This is a genomic window from Microbacterium sp. UMB0228 (genome assembly GCF_002871415.1).
Classification (GTDB): domain Bacteria; phylum Actinomycetota; class Actinomycetes; order Actinomycetales; family Microbacteriaceae; genus Microbacterium.
Genome location: NZ_PNFU01000004.1, coordinates 237478 through 262751 on the forward strand (window position 1 = coordinate 237478; position 25274 = coordinate 262751).

At 70.7% G+C, this 25274-nt stretch carries 25 protein-coding genes; 7 read left to right on the top strand and 18 right to left on the bottom strand.

Translation table 11 applies throughout. The features are described 5' to 3' along the window. Positions 1–53 precede the first annotated feature (53 nt). The 3 genes from CJ226_RS11695 to CJ226_RS11705 form a co-directional block, all read right to left on the bottom strand. Positions 54–242 carry a hypothetical protein gene (locus CJ226_RS11695; RefSeq protein WP_025103513.1) on the bottom strand — a complete coding sequence of 63 codons (189 nt, stop codon included), beginning with the start codon at positions 240–242 and terminating at the stop codon, positions 54–56. 110 nt (positions 243–352) lie between these two features. Beyond that, the gene (gene rpsD, locus CJ226_RS11700) at positions 353–982 is read right to left on the bottom strand and encodes a 30S ribosomal protein S4 (RefSeq protein ID WP_025103514.1); all 630 of its coding nucleotides are present in this window, start codon (positions 980–982) and stop codon (positions 353–355) included. A 181-nt stretch (positions 983–1163) separates the two neighbouring features. Beyond that, positions 1164–2528 carry a replication-associated recombination protein A gene (locus CJ226_RS11705; RefSeq protein WP_102209256.1) on the bottom strand — a complete coding sequence of 455 codons (1365 nt, stop codon included), beginning with the start codon at positions 2526–2528 and terminating at the stop codon, positions 1164–1166. 100 nt (positions 2529–2628) lie between these two features. Between CJ226_RS11705 and CJ226_RS11710 the strand changes: the two genes are divergently transcribed. Next, complete coding sequence (locus tag CJ226_RS11710; protein ID WP_102209257.1) at positions 2629–2931, top strand: hypothetical protein; 303 nt, start codon at positions 2629–2631, stop codon at positions 2929–2931. Positions 2932–2946: 15 nt separating this feature from the next. On the opposite strand, the gene CJ226_RS11715 is transcribed toward CJ226_RS11710, so the two are convergent. Then, positions 2947–3699, bottom strand: a complete 753-nt coding sequence (locus CJ226_RS11715; RefSeq protein ID WP_102209258.1) for a winged helix-turn-helix domain-containing protein — start codon at positions 3697–3699, stop codon at positions 2947–2949. Continuing rightward, positions 3696–5486 (bottom strand): FAD-dependent oxidoreductase, encoded by a 1791-nt coding sequence (locus CJ226_RS11720; RefSeq protein WP_102209259.1) that lies wholly within the window; start codon positions 5484–5486, stop codon positions 3696–3698. Before CJ226_RS11720 ends, CJ226_RS11715 begins: the two co-directional genes overlap by 4 nt. A 278-nt stretch (positions 5487–5764) precedes the next feature. Here CJ226_RS11720 and CJ226_RS11725 point away from each other — a divergent pair, with 278 nt between their 5' ends. Continuing rightward, positions 5765–7117: a DUF349 domain-containing protein gene (locus CJ226_RS11725; RefSeq protein WP_025103519.1), complete on the top strand. Its 1353-nt coding sequence runs from the start codon at positions 5765–5767 to the stop codon at positions 7115–7117. A gap of 59 nt (positions 7118–7176) precedes the next feature. Further along, entirely contained in the window at positions 7177–7725 is a 549-nt protein-coding gene (locus CJ226_RS11730; protein WP_102209260.1) for a hypothetical protein, read from the top strand. On the opposite strand, the gene CJ226_RS11735 is transcribed toward CJ226_RS11730, so the two are convergent. The 10 genes from CJ226_RS11735 to pdxS form a co-directional block, all read right to left on the bottom strand. Further along, a complete protein-coding gene (locus CJ226_RS11735; protein ID WP_025103521.1) occupies positions 7712–9964 on the bottom strand; it encodes a bifunctional (p)ppGpp synthetase/guanosine-3',5'-bis(diphosphate) 3'-pyrophosphohydrolase in 2253 nt (750 codons plus the stop codon). The two genes, CJ226_RS11730 and CJ226_RS11735, sit on opposite strands and share 14 nt — an antisense overlap. A 65-nt stretch (positions 9965–10029) precedes the next feature. Beyond that, positions 10030–11019 (bottom strand): protein translocase subunit SecF, encoded by a 990-nt coding sequence (secF, locus tag CJ226_RS11740; protein WP_025103522.1) that lies wholly within the window; start codon positions 11017–11019, stop codon positions 10030–10032. Then, positions 11019–12749, bottom strand: a complete 1731-nt coding sequence (gene secD / locus CJ226_RS11745; RefSeq protein ID WP_102209261.1) for a protein translocase subunit SecD — start codon at positions 12747–12749, stop codon at positions 11019–11021. The genes secF and secD overlap by 1 nt, the downstream gene beginning before the upstream one ends. A 56-nt stretch (positions 12750–12805) precedes the next feature. Beyond that, entirely contained in the window at positions 12806–13207 is a 402-nt protein-coding gene (gene yajC / locus CJ226_RS11750; protein WP_308409688.1) for a preprotein translocase subunit YajC, read from the bottom strand. A 72-nt stretch (positions 13208–13279) separates the two neighbouring features. Continuing rightward, positions 13280–14305, bottom strand: coding sequence for a Holliday junction branch migration DNA helicase RuvB (gene ruvB, locus CJ226_RS11755; protein ID WP_102209263.1), 1026 nt, complete (start codon positions 14303–14305; stop codon positions 13280–13282). After that, complete coding sequence (gene ruvA, locus CJ226_RS11760; RefSeq protein WP_025103526.1) at positions 14298–14918, bottom strand: Holliday junction branch migration protein RuvA; 621 nt, start codon at positions 14916–14918, stop codon at positions 14298–14300. Before ruvA ends, ruvB begins: the two co-directional genes overlap by 8 nt. A 9-nt stretch (positions 14919–14927) precedes the next feature. After that, positions 14928–15512, bottom strand: coding sequence for a crossover junction endodeoxyribonuclease RuvC (ruvC, locus tag CJ226_RS11765; RefSeq protein ID WP_060922276.1), 585 nt, complete (start codon positions 15510–15512; stop codon positions 14928–14930). A 45-nt stretch (positions 15513–15557) separates the two neighbouring features. Further along, positions 15558–16319 (bottom strand): YebC/PmpR family DNA-binding transcriptional regulator, encoded by a 762-nt coding sequence (locus CJ226_RS11770; RefSeq protein WP_102209264.1) that lies wholly within the window; start codon positions 16317–16319, stop codon positions 15558–15560. Between the two features lie 170 nt (positions 16320–16489). Further along, positions 16490–17080, bottom strand: a complete 591-nt coding sequence (gene pdxT, locus CJ226_RS11775) for a pyridoxal 5'-phosphate synthase glutaminase subunit PdxT (protein ID WP_102209265.1) — start codon at positions 17078–17080, stop codon at positions 16490–16492. Further along, positions 17070–17963, bottom strand: a complete 894-nt coding sequence (pdxS, locus tag CJ226_RS11780; RefSeq protein WP_025103530.1) for a pyridoxal 5'-phosphate synthase lyase subunit PdxS — start codon at positions 17961–17963, stop codon at positions 17070–17072. The genes pdxT and pdxS overlap by 11 nt, the downstream gene beginning before the upstream one ends. An 89-nt stretch (positions 17964–18052) precedes the next feature. On the opposite strand from pdxS, the gene CJ226_RS11785 reads away from it, so the two are divergent. Together CJ226_RS11785 and pdxY are read left to right on the top strand one after the other, a co-directional pair. Beyond that, positions 18053–19360 (top strand): aminotransferase class I/II-fold pyridoxal phosphate-dependent enzyme, encoded by a 1308-nt coding sequence (locus CJ226_RS11785; RefSeq protein ID WP_102209266.1) that lies wholly within the window; start codon positions 18053–18055, stop codon positions 19358–19360. Between the two features lie 46 nt (positions 19361–19406). Then, on the top strand, positions 19407–20258 hold the full coding sequence (gene pdxY / locus CJ226_RS11790; protein ID WP_102209267.1) for a pyridoxal kinase PdxY: 852 nt from the start codon (positions 19407–19409) through the stop codon (positions 20256–20258). A gap of 210 nt (positions 20259–20468) precedes the next feature. On the opposite strand, the gene CJ226_RS11795 is transcribed toward pdxY, so the two are convergent. From CJ226_RS11795 to CJ226_RS11805, 3 genes are all read right to left on the bottom strand, one after another. Next, positions 20469–21023 (bottom strand): HIT domain-containing protein, encoded by a 555-nt coding sequence (locus tag CJ226_RS11795; RefSeq protein ID WP_025103533.1) that lies wholly within the window; start codon positions 21021–21023, stop codon positions 20469–20471. Beyond that, a complete protein-coding gene (gene thrS / locus CJ226_RS11800) occupies positions 21020–22972 on the bottom strand; it encodes a threonine--tRNA ligase (RefSeq protein ID WP_257996645.1) in 1953 nt (650 codons plus the stop codon). Before thrS ends, CJ226_RS11795 begins: the two co-directional genes overlap by 4 nt. A 121-nt stretch (positions 22973–23093) precedes the next feature. Continuing rightward, positions 23094–23453 (bottom strand): YnfA family protein, encoded by a 360-nt coding sequence (locus CJ226_RS11805; RefSeq protein ID WP_102209269.1) that lies wholly within the window; start codon positions 23451–23453, stop codon positions 23094–23096. Positions 23454–23503: 50 nt separating this feature from the next. On the opposite strand from CJ226_RS11805, the gene CJ226_RS11810 reads away from it, so the two are divergent. Further along, positions 23504–23881, top strand: coding sequence for a hypothetical protein (locus CJ226_RS11810; RefSeq protein ID WP_102209270.1), 378 nt, complete (start codon positions 23504–23506; stop codon positions 23879–23881). Continuing rightward, a complete protein-coding gene (locus tag CJ226_RS11815) occupies positions 23878–25227 on the top strand; it encodes a deoxyribodipyrimidine photo-lyase (RefSeq protein ID WP_102209271.1) in 1350 nt (449 codons plus the stop codon). The genes CJ226_RS11810 and CJ226_RS11815 overlap by 4 nt, the downstream gene beginning before the upstream one ends. Positions 25228–25274 lie beyond the last annotated feature (47 nt).

A 25274-nucleotide genomic window follows, 5' to 3' on the forward strand; every position in this document is an offset into this window, starting at 1 on the left:
GAGTGCCGGATGTCCTTGCGTGAGGGGGCGCGCCGAGGCGCAGATGCGGGGGGTCAGTTCTCGCCCGGCTCGGTCAACCGAGCCTCCTGCGCGCGATACGCGTCGCTGAGGATCGCGGCGAGGCCGTTGAGGCGGGCGTCGACGTCGGCCAGGATGTCGTGGCCCCGCGGGTCCTTGTTCATGAAGTGAGCCGCGACGAAGCCGCCGATCACGCCGATCAGGAACCACAGCACATTCTTCATGTCGTCATCCTTGCCCTAGAGCCGCGAAGGCGCGGTCTCTCCATCGTAGGCGGAAACGACAGGAGGCGTCGGGAACCCCGACGCCTCCTGCCTGATGCTCTTCCGCTGGATCAGCGGGCCGCGTAGTACTCGACGACGAGCTGCACTTCACAGGTCACGGGGACCTCGGCGCGCTTCGGACGACGGACCAGACGGGCCTGGAGCTTGTCGAGCTCGACCTCGAGGTAACCCGGAACGGCCGGCAGGACCTCGGCGTGACCGCCGGCGGCCGCCACCTGGAAGGGCTCGAGGCCCTCGCTCTTGGGCTTGACGTGGATGAGCTGACCCGGCTTCACGCGGAACGACGGGCGGTCGACGAGCTGGCCGTCGACGAGGATGTGACGGTGCACGACGAGCTGGCGCGCCTGTGCCGTGGTGCGGGCGAAGCCCGAACGCAGGACGAGGGCGTCGAGACGCATCTCGAGGAGCTCGACGAGGTTCTCACCGGTCAGGCCGTCCTGACGACGGGCCTCGTTGAACGCGATGCGCAGCTGCTTCTCACGGATGCCGTACTGCTCGCGCAGACGCTGCTTCTCACGCAGACGGACGGCGTAGTCGCTGTCGGCCTTGCGCTTGGTGCGGCCATGCTCACCCGGAGCGTAGGGACGCTTCTCGAGGTAGCGGGCGGCCTTGGGGGTGAGGGCCACGCCGAGGGCGCGGCTGAGACGCACCTTGCGGCGGTCCTGGGACTTCGTGACCACGAAGTTATCCTTCCGATGACGTGGACGTGGATTTCACGTCCGACGGACGTATCACCGCGTTCTGCCTCGGGGCGCACGCCGGGGTGCCGTCGAGGTGGGGTGTGAACGAGGAGATGCCCGAAAACTCGGTTTCGAGCCGCTCAAGTCTAACAGACGGCGACAGACGCCCGAGGTCGCCGGCTCACCGATCGCCGAGGATGCGCCGGATGCGCTCCAGTCGCGCGCTGATGTCGCGCTCCGCGCCGAGGTTCTTCGGCTCGTAGTAGTGCCGCCCGTCGAGCTCGTCCGGCAGGTACTGCTGCGGCACGATCCCGAACTCGCTGTCGTGCGCGTAGCGATAGCCGCGGCCGTGCCCGAGGCGCTTCGCCCCGGGGTAGTGCGCGTCGCGGAGGTGAAGGGGCACGCGCCCGAATCCCCCCGCGCGGATGTCGGCGATGGCGGCGTCGATGCCGACGTAGGCCGCGTTCGACTTCGCGGTCGTCGCCAGATACACGGTGGCCTCGGCGAGCGGGATGCGCCCCTCCGGCATTCCGATGAAGGCCACCGCGTCGGCCGCGGCCACGGCGATGCCGAGGGCCTGGGGGTCGGCGAGCCCCACGTCTTCGGAGGCGGAGATGACGAGCCGACGGGCGATGAACCGCGGGTCCTCCCCCGCCTCGATCATGCGGGCGAGGTAGTGCAGCGCGGCGTCCGGGTCGGAACCGCGGATCGACTTGATGAAGGCGCTGATGACGTCGTAGTGCTCGTCGCCCTGGCGGTCGTAACGGAGCAGAGCCTTGTCGACGGCCTGCGCCACGTCGTCGGCGGTGACCTCCGGGACGACCGTCTCCCGGTCTTCGCCGTCGTCGTCGGCCTCGGAGGCGGCGGCGTGCGAGAGCGCCACGGCAGCGGCGGCCTCCAGTCCGGTGAGGGCACGACGGGCGTCGCCCGACGCGAGGCGGATGAGCGCCGACCGCGCCTCATCGCTGAGCGCGACCGTACCGGAGAGTCCGCGGGCGTCCGACACCGCGCGGTCCACGAGCACCCCGATGTCGTCATCGGTGAGCGGCTGCAGCGTGAGCAGCAGCGACCGGGACAGCAGCGGCGAGATCACCGAGAACGAGGGGTTCTCCGTGGTCGCGGCGATGAGGATGACCCACCCGTTCTCCACGCCGGGCAGCAGGGCATCCTGCTGGGCCTTGGTGAAGCGGTGGATCTCATCGAGGAAGAGGATCGTCGTCTGCCCGTAGAGATCGCGCTGGGTGATCGCCTCCTGCATGACCTCCCGCACATCCTTGACGCCGGCGGTGATGGCCGAGAGCTCGACGAACCGGCGGCCGGACGAGCGGGCGATGGCCTGCGCGAGCGTGGTCTTGCCGGTGCCCGGCGGCCCCCAGAGGATGATCGACACCGCGCCGGGCGAGCTGGCCTCCGGGTCGGCGAGAGCCACGATGGGCGACCCGGCCCGCAGCAGGTGGCGCTGCCCCGCGACCTCGTCCAGCGACACCGGGCGCATGCGCACGGCGAGCGGTGTCGCCCCGGAGAGCAGGGCGGAGGGAGAGGACATTCCTCCAGGCTAACGGCGGCCGGGGACACGAGGCGAGGCCGTGCCCCCGGTAGGCTCTCAGGCGACGTCGTGGACCGGCGTCGGACGGGAGAGACAGGGCATGGCCGCACGCGGTTCCAAGAAGGCGCAGACACGCACCGAGGCGGAGCGCGCTCGGCTGCACACCGCCCGCACCCGCTGGCACCAGGATCAGATCCGCCGACGCACTCGCGACAACGCCATCGCGATCACGGTCGGCGCCCTCATCGTCGTGGGCGCGATCATCAGCCAGGTCGTGCATGCGCAGGTGACCGCTCCGGAACCGACGCCCACGCCGTCACCGACCTCGTCGATCGCTCCCTCCCCGACCCCGAGCGATGCGCCCAGCCCGATGCCGACGGCTTCCGAGACGCCGACGGAGTGAGACTCTCCGGCGTCGTCAGTCCTCGTCGAGGACGGCGAGCCGGTACCCGCGCTTGACCACGGTCTGCACCAGGTCCCCGTCGCCGAGGGAGTCCCGCAGCCGCGCCACCGCGACCTCGACCGCACGGGCGCTGCGTCGACCGCCGGGCAGCACCTGGCCGATCTCCCCCCTGGTGAGCACGCGCCCGTCGGCGACGAACAGGGCCTCGAGGATGCTGACCGCGCCGCGGGAGAGCGGGACGAAGCCTCCGTCGATCAGCGCGCCTCCGCTGCGCACCGCCAGGCGCCCCACCGCCGTCCGTCGCTCGAGGACCCCGTACGTGAGCGGGGCGAGAGCGCTCCGGGCGAGGTCGTCCGCGGTGGGCCCGCACGACGTCGATGCGGGCATGCCGCTCTCCGCCAATCGCGCGGTCGCGGCGGCGTCGGTCGTGGCGAGCAGCAGGCGGGACGTGCGCGACCGTTCGCGGATGGCGTCGAGCATGCCCAGTCGTTCCACGGTGGCGAGCCACCCGGGCAGGGCCTCCGCCACGGGGAACAGCACCGCGTCCACCTGACCGGACGCGATCCGGTACAGCGTCCGCTTGGTGCCGGCCGGGATCGCGTGGTCCGCCCGGGGCGGGGTGATCCGGACGACATCCGAGCCGGTCGCAGCGAGGATCCGCAGAAGCGTGTCGACGTCGACCGGCTCCGGGCGCACCGGCCGCGGCGCCTCGACCACCACGACGCGGCAGCCGACGAGCGCCGGAGCAGGACGCGGGGGCGCACTCATGCGGAGCCCTCCGCCGACCTCGCAGTACCGGCGCGTCGCCGTGTCCGTGGCGGGTGCCGGACGACGCCGATCGGGCCTCCGGGCCGCGCGAGGTCCGCCCCGCCGATCAGGGTCTCCGGAACGACGGCGCCGGCGCTCCGCAGGTCCGCGAGTGCGTCCGGTATGTCCTCCGCCCGGAGCCCGCTGACGGCGAGGAGCCCTCGATCGATCCGTACTGTCGCCTCGCGTCGTGCCGCGAGATGACCCACGACGAGGAGCAGCGTCCCGTCGGACTCGTCGCCGACGCGCACCTCCAGGACGGGAGCGGCCGTCGTCCCGCGGAGACGCACCTCGGAGCGAAGGCTTCCGCGGTCGCCCGGCCGTACGCCGACGTTCACCTCGGCGCGCTCCGGCAGCGCGAGCGCGAGACGGCGGAGGCAGGGGCCGCAACCGCGGCTCTCGACCGCACCCTCCAGAGCCTCCGCGACGGTCCGGATCCCGCGGTCCGCGAGCTCCGCTGTCAGCACCTCCAGCGGCGAGCACCGCAGCCCATGTGCGCAGGCCTCCGCTCCGTCCGCGGCCACGGCGGCGGCCAGGAGCGCCCGCGTCACCCTCTGACCGTCGAGCGACCCGGGCGCGAGACCGGCGAGCGAGGCATCCGCCGACGCGCCGATGACCGTCACGCGATGCACCACGCGGGCATCCTCGGAGAGCACGACCTCCCCGAACATGCGGTCTCCCCCGCTCGGAAGAGGGATGTCGACCGTCGGCCCGTCACCGTCCGCGACACGCAGGGCCACGACCTCGATACCGCCGGGACTCCCGCGCCACCCGTGTCCCGCGGGGCTCGCGATCCGAGCGCCGAGCAGGGCGGCCGCCGCTCGATCCGCGGACGCCAGGGCCGCCTCCGTGCCGCCCGATGCCGGGTCCGCGGCGACGTCGCCGATCGCGAGGACGCGCGGGTCGGACGTCCGCCCGTCCGCGTCCACGAGGACACCGCCGCCCGGCCGCGTGGGGAGCCCGGCGTTCCGTGCCAGCTCATCCCGTGCCCGCGCACCCGTCGTCACGATGAGGTCGGTCCGTGCGAACGTGCCGTCCTGGAACTCCACGGCCGTCACCGCGCCCGTCGCGTCGGGGTCGACGCGGGTCACCCGCGTCCGCGTCCGGACCGCGATACCGCGCGCCTCGACGATCCCGCGGAGTGCGCTCGCCCCGGGAACCGTGAGGTGTGCGGGCAGCAGGCGATCCGCGGTGTCCACGATCGTCGTCTGCACCCCGGCGTCGTGCAGCGCGCATGCGGCGTCCACTCCGCCCTCGTCGCCGCCGACGACGACCGCGCGCAGCGCCCGCGGCATCTCCGTCGCACGGACGGCGAGGAACGCACGCAGCATGTGCGCGTCCTCCATCGTGCGCAGGACGAACGACCCCCGGGCACGGATCCCCGGCACGTCGAGCCGCTGGGCGTGGGTGCCGGTCGCGAGGACGAGCGCGTCGTAGTCGTACCACCGGTGCGACCGCGTCCGCACGCGGTGCCCTCCCCTGTCGATCCGCAGGACCCGGTCGTCGTCGATGAGGCGGACGCGGTCGTCGCGGAACGGCGCGCGATCGAGCTCGCCCGCCGACGCCGGAGTGCCGCCGACGATGCGCGCCACGACGGAGCGGTCGTAGGGCAGGCGTCCCTCGTCTCCGAACACCGTGATCCGCACGGCACGGTCCGGGTCCTCCAGCATCCGTGCGACGAAGCGGTGCGCCGCCGCCCCCGCCCCCACGACGACGATCTCCGCTGTGCGCGCTGTGTTGTCGTCCATGGAACTCCTGTCGACCTGGGGACTGTCGTGGTCGCGACGATAGGAGCGCCGTGTTACCCGCAGATGACGCGCAGTGTGTCCTGCATCGAACGTTCTGCTCACGAAACGGTAACGTCCCTCCCCGCGAGACCCCGCCTCGTCGCCGACACCCCGCCTCGTTCGCGCACGAATTGCGGGTTCTCGGCGGGAAGACGGGGTCTCGCGGATCAGAGAGGGCGTACTAGGCTGAGCCTCGTCCTTTCCGCCTCCCGCGGCGTGACCGCGCAAGGAGAATCACCGTGTCTGCCAACGAGCCCGCGAAGCCGACCCCGCCCGTTCCCACCCCGCCCGCCGTGCCGATGCCGCGGAAGACGCCGACTCCGGCCGCCGTCGCCCCGGCCGCCGCGAAGCCGACTCCGGTCTCGTCCGCCGGCGAATGGGGCCGTGTCTCCGAAGACGGCACCGTCGAGGTGCGCGAGGGTGAGTCCTGGCGCGTCGTCGGTCAGTACCCGGACGGTACCCCCGACGAGGCCCTGGCCTACTTCGTCCGCAAGTACGACGACATCGCCTTCAAGGTCGTCGCCCTGGAGCAGCGCCACCAGGCCGGCGGCGCCTCCGCGAGCGACCTGTCGAAGCAGGCCGCGCACCTCATCGACGAAGCCACGGACGCCGCGGCCGTCGGCGACCTCGCCGGTCTGCGCGATCGTCTCACCGCGCTGACCGCGTCGCTGTCCGAGGCCACGGCCCAGGAGGCGCAGCAGGCGAAGGAGCTCGTCGAGCAGGCCGTCGCCGAGCGCACCGCCCTCGTCGAGCGTGCCGAGGCCATCGCCGCCCGCGACCTGAGCAAGGTGCAGTGGAAGCAGGTCACCGCGGAGCTCAACGAGCTGTTCGAGGCCTGGCAGGCCCAGCAGCAGAACGGTCCGCGCCTGTCGAAGGGCGTCTCGCAGCAGCTCTGGAAGCGGTTCCGCGACGCCAGGGCCGTCGTCGACAAGCACCGCCGGGCGTTCTACTCCGAGCTCGACGATGCGCACAAGGCCGCGCGCGACGCGAAGTCCCGCCTGGTCGAACGGGCCGAGGCCCTGGCGCCGCGCGGCGTCGACGGCATCCCCGCCTACCGCTCCCTCCTCGACGAGTGGAAGACGGCCGGACGCGCCGGACGCAAGGCCGACGACGCCCTCTGGGCACGGTTCAAGGCCGCCGGCGACGCCCTCTACGCCGCCCGCGCCGAGCAGGCCGCCGCCGAGGAGGCCGATTCCGCTCCGAAGATCGAGGCCCGGCAGGCGCTGCTCGAGCAGGCCAAGGCGGTCGCCGACGAGCCGAACATCAAGCGCGCCCGCGCCCTGCTCACGCGCATCCAGCGGGAGTGGGACGAGGTCGGTCGCATCTTCCCGCGCGACAAGGAGCGCGCGCTCGACGACAAGCTCCGCGTCATCGAGCAGGCGCTCAAGGCCCGCGAGGACGTCGACTGGAAGAAGAACAACCCGGAGACGAAGGCGCGAGCGAACGACATGAGCTCGCAGCTGCACGAAGCCATCGAGAAGCTGGAGGCCGAACTGGCCGCCGCGGAGAAGGCCGGTGACAGCAAGGCCGCCAAGGAGGCCGCGGACGCCCTCGAGGCCCGTCGCGCCTGGCTCAACGCTCTCGGCGGCTGAGCTCTCCACAGGTCCGGCCAACTCCGTCTGAGCGGGGTGCGCGACGCCACACTGGCGTCATGCACCCCGCTCTGCTCTATCTCCCCGGTTCGCGCCTCAGCCGGCCGGAACTCTGCGCCGCCCGCCTGGACGGTCATGTCGTCGAGATCGGCGACGCCTACATCCCCGCGGACCTGCCGGAGTCCGCCGATGTGCGGGCGAGCAGCATCGCCACGCTCATCCAGGACGGCGCCGCCGCCTGCGGGCCCAGTGCCGCCTGGATCCACGGCGCCCGCGACGAGCCGCCGATCGTCCATCACGCGCGACGCTGCGTCGAGCGGCGGGTGCGTCCGCGCGTGCACGCCAGAGTCATCTTCCACGACACCCGGCTTCCTCGGACGGACGTGCAGCTGCTCGGGGGGATCGCCGTTTCCACGCCCGTCCGGACGATGTGCGACCTGGCCACGAGCCTGCACCGGGACCCGCGGGTCCTCCCGTGGATGCAGGCGCTCGCCCAGGTCCACCCCGAGGCGCTCGACGACGCCATCGCCAGCCTGCGGACCCGGTCGCGCGTTCCGGGCAGCGTCAGCGGCCTCGCCGCACTCGAGCGGCTGGTCAGGAGGAGGTGACGCGGTACACGTCGTAGACCGCGTCGATCCGGCGCACCGCGTTCAGGACGCGGTCCAGGTGCACGGCGTCGCCCATCTCGAACACGAAGCGGCTCAGCGCCAGGCGCTCGTCGGTCGTCGACACGGTCGCCGAGAGGATGTTCACGTGATGCTCGCTGAGCACCCGCGTGACGTCGGAGAGGAGGCCCGAGCGGTCCAGCGCCTCGACCTGGATCTGCACCCGGAACACGCTCTTCTTCGTCGGCGCCCAGGAGACCTCGACGAAGCGGTCCTGCTCGCCGCTGAGGGCCTTCACGTTGACGCAGTCCGCCCGGTGCACGGAGACGCCGCTCCCCCGCGTGACGAACCCGACGATCGGATCGCCGGGCACGGGCGTGCAGCACTTCGCCAGCTTCACCAGGATGTCGTTCGCGCCGCGCACGAGCACGCCCGAGTCGCCACCGCGGGTCTCGCGCGTCTGGACGCTTCCCGGCAGGTCGATCGCCCCGGTGGTGGGCTCGTCGGTGGCGACGAGCGCGGTGACCTTCTCGAGCACCGACTGCGTCGAGACGTGCCCCTCGCCGACGGCGGCGTAGAGACCCGAGACGTCCTCGTAGTGCATCTGGTGGGCGACCTCGGTGAACGAGTCCTGGCTCATCAGCCGCTGCAGCGGCAGGTTCTGCCGGCGCATCGCGCGCGCGATGGCCTCCTTGCCCTGCTCGATGGCCTCCTCGCGGCGCTCCTTCGTGAACCAGCCGCGTATCTTGTTCCTGGCTCGCGTGCTCTTGACGAAGCCGAGCCAGTCCTGGCTGGGCCCCGCGTCCGGGTTCTTCGAGGTGAAGACCTCGACGACGTCGCCGCTCTTCAGCTCCGACTCCAGCGGCACCAGGCGTCCGTTGACCTTGGCGCCCATGGTGCGGTGCCCGATCTCGGTGTGCACGGCATAGGCGAAGTCGACCGGGGTGGCGCCGGCCGGGAGACCGATCACGCGCCCCTTCGGCGTGAAGACGTAGACCTCCTTGGCGCCGATCTCGAACCGCAGCGAGTCGAGGAACTCCCCGGGGTCCGCCGTCTCGGCCTGCCAATCGGAGATGTGCGCCAGCCACGCCATGTCGGTGTCGGAGGCGCGGACCTCGGCCTTGCCGCCGCCGTTCATGCGCTCCTTGTACATCCAGTGCGCGGCGACGCCGTACTCCGCCTGGTGATGCATCTCGTGCGTGCGGATCTGGATCTCGACCGTCCGTCCGGCCGGGCCGATCACGGTCGTGTGCAGCGACTGGTAGAGGTTGAACTTCGGGGTGGCGATGTAATCCTTGAACCGGCCGGGCAGCGGCGTCCAGCGGGCGTGGATGGCGCCGAGCACGGCGTAGCAGTCGCGCACGGAGGAGACGAGGACCCGGATGCCGATCAGGTCGTAGATGTCGTCGAACTCGCGGCCGCGGATGACCATCTTCTGGTACACCGAGTAGAGCTGCTTGGGCCGGCCGACGACCTTGCCGCGGATGCGCAGGTCGCGGAGGTCCTCGTCGATCTCCTCGATGACCTGGCTCAGGTACTTCTCCCGCTGCGGGGTGCGCTGGGCGATGAGGCTGTGGATCTCGTTGTAGATCTTCGGGTGCAGGACGGCGAAGGAGAGGTCTTCGAGCTCCGACTTGATCGCCTGGATACCGAGGCGGTTGGCCAGCGGCGCGTAGATCTCGAGCGTCTCCTTGGCCTTCTTCGCCGCCTTCTCCGGCGGGACGAAGCCCCAGGTGCGGGCGTTGTGCAGCCGGTCGGCGAGCTTGATGAGCAGCACGCGGATGTCCTTCGACATCGCGACGATCATCTTGCGCACGGTCTCGGCCTGCGCGCTCTCGCCGTACTTGACCTTGTCGAGCTTGGTCACGCCGTCGACGAGCATCGCGACCTCGTCGCCGAACTCGGCGGTGAGATCGGTGAGCGCGTAGCCCGTGTCCTCGACGGTGTCGTGCAGCAGGGCGGCCGCGATCGCCCGCGGGCCGAGCCCGAGCTCCGCGAGGATCTGGGCGACGGCGAGCGGATGCGTGATGTACGGCTCGCCGCTCTGCCGCTTCTGTCCCTCGTGCTTCTCCTTGGCCACGGCATAGGCGCGGGAGATGACGGCGAAGTCGCCCTTAGGGTGGTTCGCCCTGACGGTGCGGATCAGGTTGTCGAGATCGTTGATCCGGGACGCACGCGAGAAGATGCGGGGCACCAGCCGTCGCAGACTCGAACCCTGCGATGCCGTCTGCGGCTCCGCCATCCACTCACCTCCGAATCAGACAATCCTACGCGCGCTGAGCGGGGGTCGGCCCCGCGGCGGGGGCGTCAGGCGTCGACAGCCGCTTTGCTCCGAGCCGCGCGGATACGGGCGTCGCGCTCCTTGATCTGCGGCTCGTTCTCGCGGAAGAGCGAGTACAGCGGCGCGGCCACGAAGAGCGTCGAGTACGTCGCCACGAGGATGCCCACGAAGATCGACAGCGAGATGTCGGTCAGCGTCTCCGCACCGAGCCAGAAGGCGCCGATGAAGAGGATCGCACCGACCGGCAGCGCGGCCACCACGGACGTGTTGATCGAGCGGATGAGGGTCTGGTTCACCGCGAGGTTGACCGATTCCCCGAACAGCCGCGACGTCTTCTCCCCGTCCTCCGTCGTGTTCTCCCTGATCTTGTCGAACACCACGGTGGTGTCGTACAGGGAGTACGCGAGGATCGTCAGAAAGCCGATGACGGCCGCCGGCGAGATCTCGAATCCGGCGAGGGCGTACACGCCGACGGTGATCACGAGCACGTCGAGCAGACCGATGATCGCGGCCGCCGACATCTTCCACGTGCGGAAGTAGATCGCGAGGATCAGGAAGGTCAGGGCGAGGAAGATCGCCAGACCCCACAGGGACTGCCGGGTGACGCTCTCGCCCCAGGCCGGGCCGATGAACGAGGAGGCGACGGCGTCCGGCTCGACACCGTAGGCGTCGGCGAGGGCGCGCGCCACCTGCTGCGTCTCGCCCTCGGTCATCTGGTCGGTCTGCACGCGGACGTCCTGGTCGTTGACGATGACGACCTTGGTCGCCGCGCCGGGGACGACCGACTGCACCGCTTCGGTCGCGGTGTCCTGATCCGTGGTGTCCGGCGCGGTCACCGTGAACTGCGAGCCGCCGGTGAACTCGATCGAGAACTGGATCGGGCGGAACAGCGGCACGAGCGCGGAGCCGACGACCAGGGCGATCGCGATGATGAACCAGAGGCGGCGGCGCCCCACGAACGGGAAGGAGGTCTTGCCCGTGTAGAGGTTGTTGCCGAACTCATTCATGGAAGGCATCAGTTGTCTCCCTCCCTTCCGGCCGTGGTCTGTCTCTCGGCGGCGAGGGCCTCCGCCCGCTTGCGCTCGGCGATGGTCTGCCGGCGATCCGCCTCTCCACGCGAACGCGCGTTCTTCGCCCCGCGCCCCGCGGACGCCGTGGCGACCTCGCGGTACTGCGAGCGGCTCCGGTACACGGCGCCCAGGGCCTCCGGATCCAGACCGGAGAGCTTGTGCCCGCCGCCGAAGAACCGCGTGCGCGCGAGCAGCTGCATCACCGGGTGGGTGAAGATCACGAAGATCAGCACGTCGATCACGGTGGTGAGGCCGAGCGTGAACGCGAAGCCCTTCACCGTCGAGTCGGCGAGGATGTACAGCACCACGGCGGCCAGGACGTTGATCGACTTGGAGATGTAGATCGTCCGCTTCGCCCGACCCCAGCCGTCCTCGACGGCACCCGTGATCGACTTGCCGTCGCGCAGCTCGTCGCGGATGCGCTCGAAGTAGACGATGAAGGAGTCGGCGGTGAAGCCGATGGACACGATCAGGCCCGCGACGCCGGCGAGCGACAGGCGGAAGCCGATCCGCCACGCCAGGATGCAGATGACGATATAGGTCAGCACCGCCATCACCGCGATGGACGCGATGATCACCGTCCCGAGCGCCCGGTACGACAGCAGCGAGTACACCGCCACGAGCGCGAGGCCGATGAGGCCCGCGATGAGACCGATCTGGAGCTGCTGAGTGCCGAGGGTCGCGGAGATCGTGTCCGAGCTCTGCACCTCGAAGCTGAGCGGGAGGGCTCCGAACTTGAGCTGATCGGCCAGGGTCGTCGCGCTCTCCTGCGTGAAGCTGCCGGAGATGCTGGGGCGGCCGTCGAGGATGACGCCGTTCATGCGCGGCGCGCTGATGACCTCGCCGTCGAGCACGAAGGCGAACTGGTCGCGCGGCGACAGTCCGTCGATGCGGTTCTGGTTGAGCCGGGTGCTCACCTGGCCGAAGGCGTCCGCGCCGTCGCCGTTCATGGTGAGCTGCACGATCCAGGCGCCGGAGCGCGGGTCGCGTCCCGCCGTCGCGTCGGTGATCGCACGGCCGTCGAGCTCCGCCGGGCCGAGGATGAACTTCGCGGTGTCGTCGGGCGAGCAGGCGATCACTGGCTCGTCCTTCGGCGCCTTCGACGGGTCGTTGGACGGGTTGGCGCAGTCGTACGCCTGGAACTCCGCCGCGAGCTTGTCCGTGACCCACGACAGGTCGCTGGCGTCGGTGGGCTCGGCCGTGGGCTCGGCGTTCAGCGAGGGGTCAGGGCTCGGGTATGGGGTGGAGTTGCCGTCCTCTCCGACGAACTCCGTGCGCGCGGCCGTGGTGTACAGCACCGGACGGAACTCGAGCTGGGCGCTGGACTGGATCCGCTGCCGCGTCTGCTCGTCCGCCTCACCGGGGATCTGGACGACGATGTTGCGTCCGCCCTCGGTGGTGATGTCGGCCTCGGCCACACCGGAGGCGTCGACGCGCTGGCGGATGATCGCCGCGGCCTGGTCGAGCTGCTCCTGCGTCGGCGCTGCTCCGTCCTCCGTCTCGGCACTCAGGATGATCTGGGTGCCGCCCTGCAGGTCGAGCGCGAGCTCGGGTGTCCACGAGCTCTGCTTGAAGACGTACACACCCAGCGCGTTGATGCCGAAGAGCACGCCCGTCACGAGGAGCAGGCCGAGGAGGACCCGCCAGGCGTGACGGACAGGAGAGGATGAAGCCACGTGTGTTCAGCTTTCTGGAAGGACGGTGAGATCCGGGAGGCCGCGAGGCCTTCGTCTTACTTGTCGTCGGCGTCCCGCTCGAGGCGGGCGCGGGTCTCCTCCGGCGTCTCCACCGCGGGGGCGGCGGTCCCGTCGACGATGTGGTCGTCCCCGCCGTCGACGGGCGCGTCGACGATGGCGTCCTTGGGCTCCACGATGCGGAGGATCGCCTGACTGTGCACCTCGATGACGGTGCCGGGCGCGATCTCCACCAGGGCCGGGGAGTCGAGGTCTTCGGCGTCGTACGCGACGATGGTGCCGTAGATGCCGCCCTGCAGCAGGACCTTGGCGCCGGGAACCGTCTTGGTCGCCTTCTCCTCCTGCTCGGCCTTCATCTGCCGGGTGCGCTTGCGCGTGTTGAAGATCATGAAGATCAGCAGGACGGCGAGGAGTCCGAAGAGGACAAATTCCATGGGCATGGGGATGGCGCCTTTCTCAGGTGCACGCACCAGCCTTTGGGCGCACAGCGGTATAGGGGAAGTCTTCAGCGATTATAGGTCATCCAACTTCAGCATCCCGTCCGGGTGCGCCACGCCGAGGTGGGCATACGCCTCCGGCGTCGCGACCCGCCCGCGGGGGGTGCGACCGAGGAAGCCGATCCGCACGAGATAGGGCTCGACCACGCTCTCCACCGTCTCCGGCTCCTCTCCCACCGCCACCGCGAGCGTGCTGAGGCCGACCGGTCCGCCACGGAAGCGTCGCACCAGGGCGTCCAGCACCGCGCGGTCCAGTCGGTCCAGGCCGATCGCGTCGACGTCGTAGAGATCCAGCGCGGCCTGGACGCCGCGCAGGGTCGCCGCACCCCCGCCGTGGACGAGCGCGTAGTCGCGGACGCGACGCAGCAGACGGTTCGCGATGCGCGGGGTCCCGCGGGAGCGTCGCGCGATCTCGGAGAGCGAGTCCGTCGGGAGGTCGACGCCGAGCACCAAGGCGGATCGCCCGATGACCTGCTCCAGCTCGCCCTCGTCGTAGAACTCGAGGTGACCGGTGAAGCCGAAGCGGTCGCGGAGCGGGTTCGGCAGCAGCCCGGAACGCGTGGTGGCGCCGACGAGCGTGAACGGGGAGAGCTCCAGCGGGATGCTGGTGGCCCCCGCGCCCTTGCCGACCATGATGTCGATCCGGTAGTCCTCCATGGCGAGGTACAGCATCTCCTCCGCCGACCGGGCCATGCGATGGATCTCGTCGATGAAGAGCACCTCGCCGGGCACGAGGCTCGACAGCAGCGCCGCGAGGTCGCCGGCGTGCTGGATGGCGGGACCGCTGGACATGCGCAACGGGCGGTCGCTCTCGTGCGCGACGATCATCGCCAGTGTGGTCTTGCCGAGTCCCGGGGGCCCGGCGAGCAGGATGTGGTCCGCAGGACGGGACTGGATGCGGGCCGCCTCCAGGAGCAGCTGCAGCTGTCCGCGCACCTTCTGCTGTCCCACGAACTCGCCGAGGCTCGACGGCCGGAGAGCGCCCTCGATGGCGAGCTCGGACTCGTCGGTCGGCTCGGTCGGATCGAGGGCGTCAGCCACGGCTCTGGCCTGCCTGCGCCGGGCCGAGCAGCGCGAGCGTGCGCCGCAGCAGCAGTGCCACGGAGGCTCGTTCGGCATCCGTGGCGTCCGTCGCCGTCTGGGTCGCCGCCTCGGCCGCGACCTTCTCGGACCAGCCGAGGCCGACCAGAGCCACCGTCACCTGGGCGACGACATCGTCCCCTCCCGAGGCGGCGGGCGCCGACGGGGCGGCCACCGCCTGGACCTTGCCGGCGAGCTGCACGACGATGAGCTTCGCGGTCTTCGGTCCGATGCCGGAGACCCGGCGGAACGGTGCATCGTCCTCTGCGGTCACGGCCTCCGCGATCTGGTCGGCGGTGAGGTGCGACAGCACACCGAGCGCCGACTTCGGGCCGACGCCGGTGACGCTGAGCAGCAGGGTGAAGATCTCCAGCTCGCCGCGGTCGGCGAAGCCGAACAGCGAGAGCGAGTCCTCCCGCACGATGAGGCTCGTGTGCAGGAGGAGCTTCTCCCCCACCGTCGCGGTGTGGGCGACATCGGCGGGGACGGCGACCGCGAAGCCCACGCCCCCGACGTCGATGATGACCTGGTCCGGCGTCGTGTGCAGCACGGTGCCGTGCAGAGAGGAGATCATTCCGCCAGTCTAGGAGCCGGCTCGTAGATATGTTCGAGCGACACGCTCCGCGTCGGCCCAGGCACGCTGCGCGGGAGTGAGGCCGCCGCCCGTCCGGCTCGTCGAGGGAGCGCCGCGGCGCCAGGCGTGACAGAGGGCGATCGCCAGGGCGTCCGCCGCGTCCGCGGGCTGCGGAGGCGCGTCCAGCCGCAGGATCCGGGCGATCATCGCCTGGACCTGGCGCTTGTCGGCGGACCCGTACCCGGTCACCGCGGCCTTCACCTCGCTGGGCGTATGGGTCGCCGCCGGCAGGCCTGCCTCGGCCGCGATCAGGAGGGCGACCCCGCTCGCCTGCGCCGTGCCCATCACCGTGTGCGTGTTCTGCTGGGCGAACACCCGCTCGACCGCGACGGCATCGGGCCGGTGCTCGGCGATCGCTGCGCGGATGCCCGCCGCGACGATCGCGAGCCGGTCGCCGATCTCCGCATCCGGGGCGGAGCGGATGACCCCGACGTGGACGAGCGTGCCCCGACGAGCGCGGTCGACGTCGACGATGCCGACACCGCACCGGGTGAGTCCGGGGTCGATGCCGAGCACGCGCAACGAAGTGGTCACCTGACCAGGCTAGGCCGCGCGCCGCGTCGCCGGCTCGCGCCGCGCCTACGCGTCGTCGTTCTCGAGCTCTGCCTGGACCTCGGGCGACAGGTCGAAGTTGCTGAAGACGTTCTGCACGTCCTCGCTGTCCTCGAGCGCATCGATGAGGCGGAACACCTTGCGGGCGGTCTCGGCGTCGATCTCGACCTTGAGGTTCGGCACGAACTCGACGTCGGCCGACTCGTACTCGATCCCCGCGTCCTGCAGCGCGGAGCGGACGACCACGAGGTCGCTGGCCTCGGTGATGACCTCGAAGCCCTCGGCGTGCGGCTCGATCTCCTCGGCCCCAGCCTCCAGCGCCGCCATCATGACGTCGTCCTCGGTCGTGCCCTCGGAACCGACGACGATGACGCCCTTGCGGCTGAAGTTGTACGCCACGCTGCCCGGGTCGGCGAGGGTGCCGCCGTTACGACTCAGCGCCGTGCGCACCTCGGCGGCGGCGCGGTTCTTGTTGTCGGTCAGACACTCGATCATGAGGGCGACGCCGTTGGGCCCGTAGCCCTCGTACATGATCGAGGTGTACTCGACGGCCTCACCGCCGATGCCGGCGCCGCGCTTGATGGCGCGGTCGATGTTGTCCTTCGGGACCGAGGTCTTCTTCGCCTTGAGCACCGCGTCGAAGAGCGTCGGGTTGCCCTGCAGGTCGGCGCCGCCCAGCTTGGCCGCGACCTCGATGTTCTTGATGAGCTTGGCCCAGGACTTCGCACGGCGCGCGTCGATGACGGCCTTCTTGTGCTTGGTCGTGGCCCATTTGGAATGCCCGGACATAAGTCTCCGCTCGTCGTCTGCGCCCCGGAACGCCGCCCAGGGCGTCGTCCAGTCTATCGAACCGTGCCGCGGCACCGCTGTTGTCCCGCTCGCGCAGGCGTTCGCGCGAGTTCAGGCACCTCCGCGCGCACGCGCCTGATCTCGCGCGCGGGCCTGATCCCACGACCCTGTCAGCGGCGGGAGACCCGGTCGAGGAAGCGTCGGTGGAACCGCGTCTCGTTCGTGATCTCCGGGTGGAAGCTGAGTCCGAGCAGTCCGTCCTGCTCCACTCCGACCACGCGACCGTCGGGCAGGGTCGCGAGCACCGAGGCCCGCGGCCCGACCGCCTCCACGACAGGTCCGCGGATGAAGGCGGCCGTCACCGGCTCGTCGAACGCGGGCACGGTCAGCTCGGCCTCGAACGACTCGGCCTGACGCCCGAACGCGTTGCGCCGCACGACCGCCTCGAGTCCGCCGAAACTCTGCTGTCCGTCGATCGCGTCGACGACCTCATCGGCCAGCAGGATCAGCCCCGCGCAGGTGCCGAGCACCGGCATCCCGTCCGCGATCGCGTCGCGGATCGGCTGCTGCAACCCGAACAGCCGGGCGAGCTTGTCGATCACGGTCGATTCGCCGCCCGGGATCACGAGTCCGTCGACCAGGGCGAGCTCCGCGGGTCGACGGACCAGCGCCACGTCGGCGCCGAGCGCCTCGAGGAGCGCGGCATGCTCTCGCACGTCCCCCTGAAGCGCGAGGACGCCGACGCGCGGGCTACCAGCCACGCTCGGCGAGGCGGTGCGGCGCAGGCAGGTCGCTGACGTTGATGCCGACCATCGCCTCGCCCAGGCCGCGTGAGACCTCGGCGATCACCTTCGGGTCGTCGAAGAACGTGGTGGCCTTGACGATGGCCTTCGCCCGCTCCGCGGGGTTGCCGGACTTGAAGATGCCGGAGCCGACGAAGACGCCGTCGGCTCCGAGCTGCATCATCATCGCCGCGTCGGCCGGGGTCGCGACGCCACCGGCGACGAAGAGCACCACGGGGAGCTTCCCGGTCTCGGCGATCTCCGCGACGAGCTCGTACGGTGCCTGCAGCTCCTTCGCGGCGACGAACAGCTCATCCTTCGGCAGCGCGGTCAGCGCGGCGATCTCTCCCCGGATCTTCCGGATGTGCTTCATCGCCTCGGAGACGTCACCCGTGCCGGCCTCACCCTTGGAGCGGATCATGGCGGCGCCCTCGTTGATACGACGCAGCGCCTCCCCCAGGTTCGTGGCTCCGCAGACGAACGGCACGGTGAAGCCGAACTTGTCGATGTGGTTCACGTAGTCGGCGGGCGAGAGCACCTCGGACTCGTCGATGTAGTCGACGCCGAGCTCCTGCAGCACCTGCGCCTCGACGAAGTGCCCGATCCGCGCCTTCGCCATGACGGGGATGGACACCGCGTCAATGATGCTGTCGATCATGTCCGGGTCGCTCATCCGCGAGACCCCGCCCTGCGCACGGATGTCCGCGGGGACACGCTCCAGCGCCATCACGGCGACGGCACCGGCGTCCTCGGCGATCTTCGCCTGCTCGGCGGTGACGACGTCCATGATGACGCCGCCCTTGAGCATCTCGGCGAGACCGCGCTTCACGCGTGCGGATCCGGTGGTGGGCTGCTCGGTCATGGGGGTCTCCTGTCGGATGATCCGAAATCGATTTTGATCTAGATCAAAGGTAGCACTGTCCGATCCACCTAGAATCTCGGAGGAGGATCATGAGCGAGCAGATCAGGGGAACCACCGCGGCGGAGATCGCGGACAGCGTGCGCGCCCTCCGGGATCGCGGCACGCTCCGTCCCGGCGAGGTCCTCCCTCCCGTGCGCGAGCTCGCGGCGACGCTCGGCGTCAACCGCAACACCGCCGTCGCCGCCTATCGCCAGCTCGCCCAAGCGGGACTCGTGCACTCGCGCGGGCGCGCGGGCACGGTCGTCGCCGGCGTCGACGTCGTGCCGCAGGAGGGCTACGCGCCGGACACCGTGCTCCGCGACATCGGCACCGGCAACCCTGACCCGGCGCGCATCCCCGACCCGTCGCCGGCGCTCGGCACGATCGGTCGTCGTCCCGTGCTCTACGGAGAGCCGGTGATCGACCGCGGTCTCGAAGCGTGGGCGCGGGAGTGGATGGGCGCCGACCTCCCCGGTCACGACTTCCGGGTCACCGTGACCAGCGGTGCGGTGGATGCCGTGGAACGTCTGCTCGCGCAGGCGCTCATGCGTGACGACGCCGTGGCCCTCGAGGATCCCTGCTTCCTCGCGAGCATCCACACCGTGCGGCTGGGCGGATACCGGGCCATCACGGTGCCGGTGGACGAGGAGGGGATGACGGTCGACGGTCTCCGCGCCGCTCTGGACGCGGGCGTCCGTGCCGTCATCTGCACCCCGCGCGCGCAGAATCCGACGGGGGTGAGCCTCTCCCCCGCCCGCGCGGAGGCGCTGCGGGGCGTGCTCGCCGACCACCCCTACCTGCTCGTCATCGAGGACGACCACTTCTCTCTGCTCTCCCAGCGTCCCTACGAATCGCTGATCGGACCCGGGCACCGGCGATTCGCCCTGGTCCGCTCGGTGTCGAAGTTCCTTGGCCCTGACATGTGCCTCGCGCTCGCGGCGACCGACCCGGAGACGGCGGAGCGCCTCGCGATGCGGCTCAGCCCCGGCACCACGTGGGTCAGTCACCTGCTGCAGCGCCTCACGCTCGCCCAGCTCACCGACCCCGACGTCCGCGAGGAGATCGCGGAGGCGGGCCGGCACTACGCCGCGCGGAACGCCGCGTTCGCGGGACGCCTGCGCGCGGAGGGGATCGACGCGCCCGACCCGGACGGCCTGAGCCTGTGGGTCGGATTCGAGAAGCCCGCGCGCACCGTCGCCGACCACCTCATGCGGCGCGGCTGGCTCGCGCGCACCGGTGACGACTTCGCGCTCGACGAGCGCGCCGAGCCCTCGCACCACCTCCGACTCACCGTGCACGACCTCTCCGAGGACGACACGGAGACCCTCATCGCCGACCTCGTCGCCGCCGGACGATGACCACCCGACGCGGGCACCGCCCCGCCCAGAATGAAAGGGACCGGGTATGAAGATCCTGTCCATCCAGTCCGCCGTCGCGTACGGTCACGTCGGCAACTCCGCCGCCGTCTTCCCGCTGCAGCGCATCGGCGTCGAGGTGCTGCCGGTCTACACCGTGACGTTCTCGAACCACACCGGCTACGGCGCCTGGCGCGGCCCGCTGATCGACCCGGCCGACGTCGGCGAGGTCATCACCGGCATCGAGGAACGCGGCGTGTTCGGGTCGATCGACGCGGTGCTCAGCGGCTACCAGGGCAGCGAGGGCATCGGCGACGTCATCATCGACGCGGTCTCCCGGGTGAAGGCGGCCAACCCGGATGCGCTCTACGCGTGCGACCCGGTCATGGGCAACGCCAAGTCCGGCTGCTTCGTGGCTCCGGCCATCCCGATCCTGCTCCGCGAACGCGTCGTTCCCGTGGCCGACATCATCACGCCGAACCAGTTCGAGCTCGGCTTCCTCACCGAGACCGAGCCGGACACGCTCGAGTCGACCCTGGCCTCGGTCGACCTCGCGCGGGCGATGGGGCCGCGTACGGTGCTCGTCACGAGCGTCGAGCGGCCCGACCGCGAAGAGGGCACGATCGAGATGCTCGCCGTCGACGACGCGGGCGCCTGGCTCGTGCAGACCCCGCACCTGCCGATGAAGGCCAACGGCTCCGGAGACGTGACGGCCGCGCTCTTCACCGCGCACTACGTCGCCACCGGCAGCGCGCAGACCGCTCTGGAGCGCACCGCCTCGAGCGTCTACGACCTGCTGCAGGCCACGCTCGACTCGGGCGAGCGCGAGCTGCAGCTCGTCGAGGCGCAGGAGTTCTACGCGAACCCGCGGATGCAGTTCACCGCCCGCCAGGTGCGCTGACTCCTCCCCGACGCTGGGCCCCTGAGCGGGCCCACCCTGGGTCCCTGAGCCTGCCGAAGGGCCTGAGCCACTCGAGGGTGGGTCCCTGAGCCTGTCGAAGGTGGGTCCCTGAGCCTGTCGAAGGGCCTGAGCCTGTCACGCTTCGACAGGCTCAGCGACCCACTCCTGGGCTCAGCGACCCACTCCTGGGCTCAGCGACCCAGAGACGGCTCAGCGATCGGCGGCGGGCCAGGCCTCCGCGACGGCCTCCCGCACCTCACCGAGGAGCTGCGGGAGCGCCTTCGTCTTGGCGATGATCGGGAAGAAGTTCGCGTCCGAGCGCCACCGCGGCACCACGTGCTGATGCAGATGCGCGTCCACGCCCGCTCCGGCCACCGCTCCCTGGTTCATCCCGAGGTTGAAGCCGTCGCAGCCGGAGACCTCGCGGAGCACGCGCATCGCGGTCTGCGTGAGCGCGCCGATCTCCGCGACCTCCTCGGGCGTCGCCTGGTCGTAGGTGGCGATGTGCCGGTACGGGCACACGAGCAGGTGGCCCGAGTTGTACGGGAACAGGTTCAGCAGCACGTACGCGGTCTCCCCGCGCGCCACGATGAGCCGCTCCGCATCCGGGTACTTCGGCGCCTCGCAGAACGGGCATTCCTCGCGCAGCGGTTCCGGCCCGGCCTGGATGTACGCCATCCGATGCGGGGTCCACAGCCGCTGGAACTCGTCGGGCACCCCGACGAGACGGGAGGCGTCCTCGAGGTCCGCCTCACCGCCCGTCATGCGAGGTCACCTGCCTTCAACACCAGCGCGTGCGAGGCGATGGCGGCGCTGATCCGGCGCACCGCGTCGGCCACCGGCACGCCGTTCTCCTGCGTGCCGTCGCGGAAGCGGAACGACACCGTGCCGGCGGCGCGGTCCTGCTCCCCCACGATGAGGATGACCGGGACCTTCGCCGTGGTGTGGGTGCGGATCTTCTTCTGCATGCGGTCGTCGGAGTGATCGACGTCGGCCCGCACGCCCGCCGCGCGCAGCTGCGCGATGACGTCGTCCAGGTAGTCGCCATACTGCTCGGCCACCGGCACACCCACCACCTGGCTCGGCGCGAGCCAGAGCGGGAAGTCGCCGGCGTAGTGCTCGAGGAGGATCGCGAAGAAGCGCTCGACGGAGCCGAGGAGGGCCCGGTGGATCATCACAGGCCGGTGCTTCTGCCCGTCGGGCCCGGTGTACTCCAGCTCGAAGCGGTCGGGCTGGTTGAAGTCGAGCTGGATCGTCGACATCTGCCACGTGCGGCCGATGGCGTCGCGGGCCTGCACCGAGATCTTCGGGCCGTAGAAGGCGGCGCCGCCCGGGTCGGCCACGAGCTCGAGACCGGACTCGATCGCGACCTCGCGCAGCGTGTCGATCGCCGTCGACCACTGCTCGGGCTCGCCGAGGAACTTCGGGTTGCCCTCCTCGTTCGTCGAGAGCTCGAGGTAGAAGTCGTCGAGGCCGTAGTCGCGGAGCAGGTCGAGGACGAGGTTCAGGTTGGTGGTGAGCTCCTCCTTGACCTGGTCCTGGGCGACGTAGATGTGCGCGTCGTCCTGGGTCAGGCCGCGCACCCGGGTCAGCCCCGACAGCGTTCCGCTCTTCTCGTAGCGGTAGACCGTGCCGAACTCGGCCAGACGCAGCGGCAGCTCCCGGTAGGAGCGCCCGCGCGAACGGAAGATGAGGTTGTGGAACGGGCAGTTCATCGGCTTCAGGTAGTAGTCCTGGCCCTGGCGGGTCACGTTGCCCTCGTCGTCGACGACCTCGTCGAGGTGCATCGGGGGGAACATGCCGTCCGCGTAGGTCTGCAGGTGCCCCGACGTCATGAAGAGATCCTTCTTCGTGATGTGCGGGCTGTTGACGAGGTCGTAGCCGTTGCGCAGCAGGTGCTTGCGCAGGTTCTCCTCGATCTCGTAGCGGATGATGCCGCCCTTGGGGTGGAAGACCGCCAGCCCCGAGCCGATCTCGTCCGGGAAGGAGAAGAGGTCCATCTCGGCGCCGAGCTTGCGGTGGTCGCGACGCTCGGCCTCGGCGATGCGCTCCTGGTAGGCGCGCAGCTCGTCCTTCGTCGGCCATGCGGTGCCGTAGATGCGCTGGAGCTGCGGGTTCTTCTCGCTCCCCCGCCAGTACGCGGCGGCGATGCGGGTGAGGTCCCAGCCGTTGCCGATCATGCGCGTGTTGGGCAGGTGCGGACCGCGGCAGAGGTCCTTCCAGACGACCTCGCCATCACGGGTGGTGTTGTCGTAGATCGTGAGCTCGCCCTCGCCCACCTCAACGGAGGCCCCCTCGGCGATCTCGGCAGCACCCTGGGTCCCTGAGCCTGTCGAAGGGCCCTTGAGTCCGATGAGCTCGAGCTTGAACGGCTCGTCCGCGAGCTCCGCACGAGCCTCCTCGTCCGTCACGACACGACGGACGAAGCGCTGGCCCTCGCGGACGATGCGCTGCATCTCCTTGGAGATCGCCTTGATGTCCTCCGGCGTGAACGGGGTGTCGACGCCGAAGTCGTAGTAGAAACCGTCCGTGATGGGCGGACCGATGCCCAGGTTCGCCTGCGGGTTGATCCGCTGCACCGCCTGGGCGAGGACGTGCGCGGTCGAGTGACGCAGGATGTTCAGGCCGTCGGGGCTGTCGATCGTGACGGGCTCGACGTCGTCGGTCTCGGTGACCGTCGCGGCGAGGTCCTTGAGGACGCCGCCGACGCGCATGGCGACGACGTTTCGGTCAGAGAACAGGGCGAAGCCGTCGGTCGGCTGGGCGTTTTCAGGCACTGATCACTCCATCTGGGTCTGGATCTAGGCTACTCGTCCGCTCGCGGGTCGCCGACCGTCACGCGGCGGTCTCCGACAGCGGATCCGCGACCGTCGGCGCGAAGATGATGATCGCCGCCCCGGCCAGCGCCACCACGGAGCCGATCACGTCCCACGAGGTGGGGCGGAATCCGTCGACGATGACGCCCCAGGCGAGGGAGCCGGCGATGAAGATCCCGCCGTACGCGGCCAGGACGCGGCCGAAGTTCGCATCGGGCTGGAGAGCCGCGATGAATCCGTAGGCGCCGAGCGCCATGACCCCGAGGACCGCGAACAACCAGCCCCTGTCCTCCTTCACCGCCTGCCAGATGAGCCAGGCGCCGCCGATCTCGGCGATGGCGGCGAGGAGGAAGAGGACGGTGATGCGCAGCACGGTCATCGCCTCAGTGTGGCAGGCACGGCGTCCGACGGGGACGGTAGCGTGGGCGCATGACACGGACGATCGCCCGCTGGCTCCTCGCTCTCGCCCTCGGCGCGATGGGCGTGCTGCACTTCACGCAGACACGCGGGTTCCGGGTCGTCGTGCCCGACTGGGCGACCCGCCTCACCCGGATGGACAAGGACGCGATCGTCCTGGCGTCGGGTGCGGCCGAGGTCGCGCTCGCGGCGGGGCTGGTGGCTCTGCCCCGCGAGCGCCGACGGATGGGAGTGGCGACGGCCGGTTTCTTCGCCGCGGTCTTCCCCGGCAACTGGCATCAGTGGCGCACCGGGCGATCGACGCCGGGGCTCGACACGGACCGGCGGCGGTTCGGCCGCCTGTTCCTGCAGCCGCTGCTGATCGCCTGGGCCCTGTGGGCGACCCAATGACGTCGCCCTCGATCGTCTGGTTCCGCGACGATCTCCGCCTGGCCGACAACCCCGCGCTGCGTGCTGCCGTCGAGCGCGACGAACCGATCATCGCGCTCTTCGTCCTCGACGAGGAGTCCCCCGGCATCCGTCCGCTGGGCGGCGCGGCGCGCTGGTGGCTGCACCATTCGCTGGCCTCGCTCGCCGAGCGGCTGCAGGAGAAGGGGGCGACGCTGGTGCTGCGGCACGGGCCCGCCGACCGGATCGTGCGGGAGCTGGTCGCCGAGTCGGGCGCCGGAGCGGTCTTCTGGAACCGCCGCTACGGGGCGGCCGGGCGCGAGATCGACGCGGGGCTGAAGACGATGCTGCGCGACGACGGCCTCCAGGTCGCGTCTTTCGCGGGATCGCTCCTGCACGAGCCGTGGACGGTCACCACCGGGAGCGGCACGCACTATTCCGTCTTCACGCCGTTCTGGCGGGCCTGTCTGGCCCTTCCGGCCCCGCGCGCTCCGCTCCCCGAGCCTCGCGAGCTTCGCGGCGCCGGCCGGCGGCTCCGCTCCGATCCGCTCGACGACTGGGACCTGCTGCCGACCGCCCCGGACTGGGCGGGCGGACTCCGCGAGACGTGGGAGCCCGGCGAGCCGGCCGCGCGCCGCCGGTTGCAGCACTTCCTCGCCGAAGACCTCCGCACGTACGACCGCGCTCGCGACGCGCCGGCTGCCGGTGCCACCTCCCGCCTGTCTCCGCGACTGCGCTGGGGCGAGCTCAGCCCCTTCACCGTGTGGCACGAGGCGGTCGACGTCGACGGGGCCGGCGGATTCCTCTCGGAGCTCGGCTGGCGCGAGTTCGCCTGGCACACGCTGTTCCATTTCCCGGACCTCGCGACGAAGAACCTGCGGCGGGAGTTCGACGCCTTCCCGTGGCCTCCCCTGGACCCCGCGCGGCTGGAACTCTGGCAGCACGGCGAGACCGGCGTCCCCCTCGTCGACGCGGGGATGCGGGAGCTCTGGCACACCGGGTACATGCACAACCGGGTGCGGATGGTCACCGCATCGTTCCTCGTCAAGAACCTCCTCATCGACTGGCGCCTCGGCGAGGAGTGGTTCTGGGACACGCTGGTGGACGCCGACGACGCGAGCAACCCGTTCAACTGGCAGTGGGTCGCGGGTTCCGGCGCCGACGCCGCCCCGTACTTCCGCGTGTTCAACCCGGAGCTGCAGGCCAAGAAGTTCGACGGCGAGGGGCAGTACATCGGGCGCTGGGCCGCAGACGCCCCCGCCGAGCCGATCGTCGACCTCGGCGAGACCCGCAAGGCAGCGCTCGCGGCCTACGACGTCGTGAAGCGCTCCGGCGCACCGCGGAGCTGACGCCCGGCTCACGCCCAGCTCACGCCTGCGGCGACCGCCGCCGCATG

Excerpts from the sequence above, each read along its gene's own strand:
- CJ226_RS11695 (WP_025103513.1), bottom strand. The coding sequence starts at position 242 with ATGAAGAATGTGCTGTGGTTCCTGATCGGCGTGATCGGCGGCTTCGTC.
- CJ226_RS11705 (WP_102209256.1), bottom strand. The coding sequence starts at position 2,528 with ATGTCCTCTCCCTCCGCCCTGCTCTCCGGGGCGACACCGCTCGCCGTG.
- CJ226_RS11710 (WP_102209257.1), top strand. The coding sequence starts at position 2,629 with ATGGCCGCACGCGGTTCCAAGAAGGCGCAGACACGCACCGAGGCGGAG.
- CJ226_RS11715 (WP_102209258.1), bottom strand. The coding sequence starts at position 3,699 with ATGAGTGCGCCCCCGCGTCCTGCTCCGGCGCTCGTCGGCTGCCGCGTC.
- CJ226_RS11720 (WP_102209259.1), bottom strand. The coding sequence starts at position 5,486 with ATGGACGACAACACAGCGCGCACAGCGGAGATCGTCGTCGTGGGGGCG.
- CJ226_RS11730 (WP_102209260.1), top strand. The coding sequence starts at position 7,177 with ATGCACCCCGCTCTGCTCTATCTCCCCGGTTCGCGCCTCAGCCGGCCG.
- CJ226_RS11735 (WP_025103521.1), bottom strand. The coding sequence starts at position 9,964 with ATGGCGGAGCCGCAGACGGCATCGCAGGGTTCGAGTCTGCGACGGCTG.
- secF (WP_025103522.1), bottom strand. The coding sequence starts at position 11,019 with ATGCCTTCCATGAATGAGTTCGGCAACAACCTCTACACGGGCAAGACC.
- yajC (WP_308409688.1), bottom strand. The coding sequence starts at position 13,207 with ATGCCCATGGAATTTGTCCTCTTCGGACTCCTCGCCGTCCTGCTGATC.
- ruvA (WP_025103526.1), bottom strand. The coding sequence starts at position 14,918 with ATGATCTCCTCTCTGCACGGCACCGTGCTGCACACGACGCCGGACCAG.
- CJ226_RS11770 (WP_102209264.1), bottom strand. The coding sequence starts at position 16,319 with ATGTCCGGGCATTCCAAATGGGCCACGACCAAGCACAAGAAGGCCGTC.
- pdxS (WP_025103530.1), bottom strand. The coding sequence starts at position 17,963 with ATGACCGAGCAGCCCACCACCGGATCCGCACGCGTGAAGCGCGGTCTC.
- CJ226_RS11785 (WP_102209266.1), top strand. The coding sequence starts at position 18,053 with ATGAGCGAGCAGATCAGGGGAACCACCGCGGCGGAGATCGCGGACAGC.
- pdxY (WP_102209267.1), top strand. The coding sequence starts at position 19,407 with ATGAAGATCCTGTCCATCCAGTCCGCCGTCGCGTACGGTCACGTCGGC.
- CJ226_RS11795 (WP_025103533.1), bottom strand. The coding sequence starts at position 21,023 with ATGACGGGCGGTGAGGCGGACCTCGAGGACGCCTCCCGTCTCGTCGGG.
- thrS (WP_257996645.1), bottom strand. The coding sequence starts at position 22,972 with ATGCGCGTCGGCGGCGTCCTCAAGGACCTCGCCGCGACGGTCACCGAG.
- CJ226_RS11805 (WP_102209269.1), bottom strand. The coding sequence starts at position 23,453 with ATGACCGTGCTGCGCATCACCGTCCTCTTCCTCCTCGCCGCCATCGCC.
- CJ226_RS11810 (WP_102209270.1), top strand. The coding sequence starts at position 23,504 with ATGACACGGACGATCGCCCGCTGGCTCCTCGCTCTCGCCCTCGGCGCG.
- CJ226_RS11815 (WP_102209271.1), top strand. The coding sequence starts at position 23,878 with ATGACGTCGCCCTCGATCGTCTGGTTCCGCGACGATCTCCGCCTGGCC.